We start from the raw sequence: 3,736 nt of genomic DNA on the forward strand, positions 1-3,736 counted from the left end.
TTCTGCACCTCGTTCCCCACGCTGTTCGAGATGATCGATCGTCACGACGATCAAGACGCCGGCCGATTGACACCGGCGCAACAGGACCGGGTGGTCGACGAGTGCTTCCAATGCAAGCTCTGCTACATCAACTGCCCGTACACCCCCGAGCTGCATGAGTGGGCGATCGACTTCCCGAGGTTGATGCTGCGCGCCGATGCCATGCGCCACGCCACAGGGCAGTTCGGCATCCGCTCGCGGGTTACCGACACGGTCATGGGGCACACAGATCTGATCGGCAAGGCCGCCACGCTCGCGGCGCCGGCCGCCAACAAGCTGATCGGCGCCAAGCAGGGCTCCGTCGTTCGCAAGGCGATGGAGGTGGCGACCGGCGTGTCGAGCGTGAGACTGCTGCCGCCGTACACTCGGCAGCGCTTTTCGACCTGGTTCAAACGGCGCCCACGGGTGCGCGTGAACAAGCGGCAGGGTCGCGTGGCTATCTTCCCGACGTGCCTGGTCGAGTACCAACAGCCGTCGATCGGGCACGACCTCGTCAAGGTGTACGAACGCAACGGCATCGAGTGCACGCTCGCCGACGGAGCAGGGTGTTGCGGTGCGCCGTGGCTGCACAGCGGCGACGTCGAGGAGTTCACGAAGGTTGCGAAGAAGAACGTCAAGGCGCTGGCCGTATCGGTGCGGCGGGGCCACGACATCGTGGTGCCTCAGCCGACCTGCGGTTACGTGTTGAAGAAGGACTACATCGATTACGTCGGCGGTGCCGAGGCCAAACTGGTGTCCGAGCACACCTACGACGCAGCCGAGTACTTGATGAAGATCCACAAGGCCGACGACACCGGCCTCGATACCGACTTCCAGGGCTCGATCCCGGAAACCGTCACGTACCACACCCCCTGCCACCTGCGTGCCCAGAACATCGGCCTCAAGAGTCGCGACCTGATCAAGTTGACCGGCGCCAAGGTGACCCTCGTCCAGCAATGCAGTGGGATCGACGGGATGTGGGGGCTTCGGGCTGAGAACGCCGGGATCAGCGTGTCGATCGCCGGGAAGCTCGCCGACCTGATCCGAGAGGCAGACGGTGACGTCGTGGCCGGCGATTGCCATCTTGCCAACACGGCCATCACCGAGCAGACGGGTGAAGAGCCGTTACACCCCATCCAGCTGATCGCGCGCGCCTACGGGATCGCCGAGGAGGTTCCGCCGAAATGAACGCCAGCGGTGCTCGGAGCAGACGGAGCGTTCCCCGGCCACCGTCAGTGAGCTGATGAGCGACCTCCGCGGCGACTGCGCGCGCACAATCGTTACACATTCCTGACGATTTCCTGAAAAAGGGTCTGGTCAAAACGGCCAAGTGAGCCTAGATTCACGCGCGCTGAAACGGTGATCTACCGTCAGTGGGGCCAAAACTCAGGAGAACATCAGTCGTGTCGGTCAAAGAGATCGTATGGCGAGAGTTGGGGGCATGCCGGGGGCTAGAGGCGGCCATGTTCTACCCAGACGACGACGATCTGGCATTGGAAGCGAAGGCGGTCTGTGCCGGGTGCGATGTGCGCATCGCCTGCCTCGAGCACGCCTTGCAAGCGCGCGAGAAGGCCGGAATTTGGGGTGGGGCGACGGAGCGCGAGCGCAGGCGGATGATCCGCCAACGTCGTCGCACCGCGTAACCTGAACCGATGAGCGAACTCGCGGACCTGGGCGGTTGGCCCGCGCTCTTGATCGAGTTGGTAGAGGGTCGCGATCTTCCAGCGTCCCACGCCCGCGCCGCTATGGCGACGATTCTCTCGGGCGATGCCACCGCAGCCCAGCTCATCGCGTTCGTAGTCGCGTTGCGCGCCAAGGGAGAAACGCCTGAGGAGTTGAGCGGACTCCTCGACGCCGTGCTCGACGCAGCATCTCTGGTGCCGCTCAGCGAGGAACTGCGGTCGCGAGCCGTCGACATCGTCGGCACGGGCGGTGACCGCAGCCATTCGATCAACGTCAGCACGATGGCGGCGATCGTGGTCGCGGGGGCCGGCGTGCCGGTGTGCAAACACGGGGCGCGGGCAGCGTCGTCGCAGTGCGGGGCTGCTGACGTTCTGGAGGAGCTGGGTGTTGCCATCGAGCTGTCGCCCGAGGGGGTCTTGCGATGCGTGGAAGAGGTCGGGATCGGCTTCTGTCTGGCGCCAAAGTTCCATCCAGCGTTCCGGTTCGCCGCGCCAAGTCGGCGGGAGATCGGCATTGCAACCGTGTTCAACCTCCTCGGCCCGATGGCCAACCCCGGCCGGGTCCGCCGCCAACTGATCGGGGTCGCCAACCCCTTGGTCGCCGAGCGGATGCTGGCCTCGCTGCGTCTGCACGGTTCCGAGCGGGCATGGGTGGTGCACGGCGGCGGCCTCGACGAGTTGACCACCACCGGCACGTCGACCGTACTGGCGCTCGACGACGACAACGTTCGCACGTTCACCGTCGACCCGGTCGCTCTGGGCTTCGCCCCGGCGATCTCCGACGAACTGGTCGGAGGAACCCCACCGCAGAATGCCGAGGTCGTGCGCAGGGTGCTGAAGGGCGAGCACGGCGCACATCGCAACATCGTCCTGCTCAACGCTGCTGCCGGTCTTGTCGTGGCGGGCGTTGTCGATTCCCTGGAGGAGGGTGTGGTGCTGGCGACATCGTCGATCGACGAGGGACACGCCGCGCGAACCCTCGACCGTTGGGTGCATGAATCCCAGGCCGTCGCGGCCGACGTGCAGTCTGACCAACCGTGATCGTTCGCGTTCCGGCGTCTTCGGCAAACCTTGGACCCGGTTTCGACACGCTCGGCATGGCGCTGTCACTACATGTCGAGGCCGGGGTGATCGAGGGCGAAGTACCTGCTCGCGCCCAACGGATCGATCAGTTCCACCCGGCCGGCATCGCCTTCCGGCGCGCCGGTGGCGAAGGCGATCTGTGGGTGTGCTCCCCGATCCCAGTTGGTCGTGGTCTCGGGTTCAGCGGTTCGGTGCGCATCGCCGGAATCGTCGCTGCCCACGCCCAGCGGTACGGCAGCGATCCCGACCTCATGGCTGACCGTGCACCGACGATGCTGGCGCTGGCCGCCGAGCTCGAAGGCCACGCCGACAATGCTGCCGCCTCACTGTTCGGGGGCATCGTCGCCACGGCCGACGGCCGCGCTGTGCGCATCCCCCTCGCATTCGACCCGGCTGTCGTCGTGTGGATCCCGTCGTTCACGACGTCCACCGACGAGTCGCGTACCAAGATGGGCCGAGACGTACCGCTGGGCGACGCGGTGTTCAACATCGGCCGGACGGCCTTGCTGGTGGCTGCGCTGGCTGCGGGCGACACAAGCGCGCTGCGTAGTGCGACACAGGACCGACTCCATCAGGATCGACGCCTTGCCTCGGCTGAACCGTCGAAGCTGGCGATGCGGCTGGCCCTCGAGGCGGGAGCCTGGTGCTGCTGGTTGTCCGGGTCCGGGCCGACCGTCGCGGCAATGTGCCCATACGACGACGCCGACGAGCTCGCCGCGCGAATGCCCGCCGACGGTCATACGAAGGTGCTGCGCATCGATCACGAGGGCGCAGTCATCGAATCCGACGACTAGCGGGGGCCCTCATCGAGCTCTGACCGGCCTAGGCCGCGAGGTCGGATTCGGATGACAGCTCTTGGTGGACTCGTCCGACCACCTCCGGCACCTCATCGATCGGCCAGCACCACCGTCCGTAGCACCACGAGACAGTTACTCGGTGTGCCATCCGCTCGA

4 protein-coding genes are annotated in these 3,736 nt (G+C 65.9%); all 4 read left to right on the forward strand.

Features of this window, described 5'->3' with window-relative positions; genetic code table 11:
• On the forward strand, window positions 1-1,206 hold a 1,206-nt coding region (locus tag QOD90_RS07890), incomplete at its 5' end, for a (Fe-S)-binding protein (RefSeq protein WP_526348359.1).
• A gap of 215 nt (window positions 1,207-1,421) precedes the next feature.
• Window positions 1,422-1,661 (forward strand): WhiB family transcriptional regulator, encoded by a 240-nt coding sequence (locus QOD90_RS07895; RefSeq protein ID WP_526348361.1) that lies wholly within the window; start codon window positions 1,422-1,424, stop codon window positions 1,659-1,661.
• Between the two features lie 9 nt (window positions 1,662-1,670).
• Window positions 1,671-2,741 carry an anthranilate phosphoribosyltransferase gene (trpD, locus tag QOD90_RS07900; RefSeq protein ID WP_526348363.1) on the forward strand — a complete coding sequence of 357 codons (1,071 nt, stop codon included), beginning with the start codon at window positions 1,671-1,673 and terminating at the stop codon, window positions 2,739-2,741.
• A gap of 56 nt (window positions 2,742-2,797) precedes the next feature.
• On the forward strand, window positions 2,798-3,577 hold the full coding sequence (locus QOD90_RS07905) for a homoserine kinase (protein WP_526348365.1): 780 nt from the start codon (window positions 2,798-2,800) through the stop codon (window positions 3,575-3,577).
• The last annotated feature ends 159 nt before the right edge of the window (window positions 3,578-3,736 follow it).

The organism is Mycobacterium sp. (assembly GCF_032161845.1).
In the GTDB taxonomy this organism is placed as follows: Bacteria; Actinomycetota; Actinomycetes; order Mycobacteriales; family Mycobacteriaceae; genus Mycobacterium.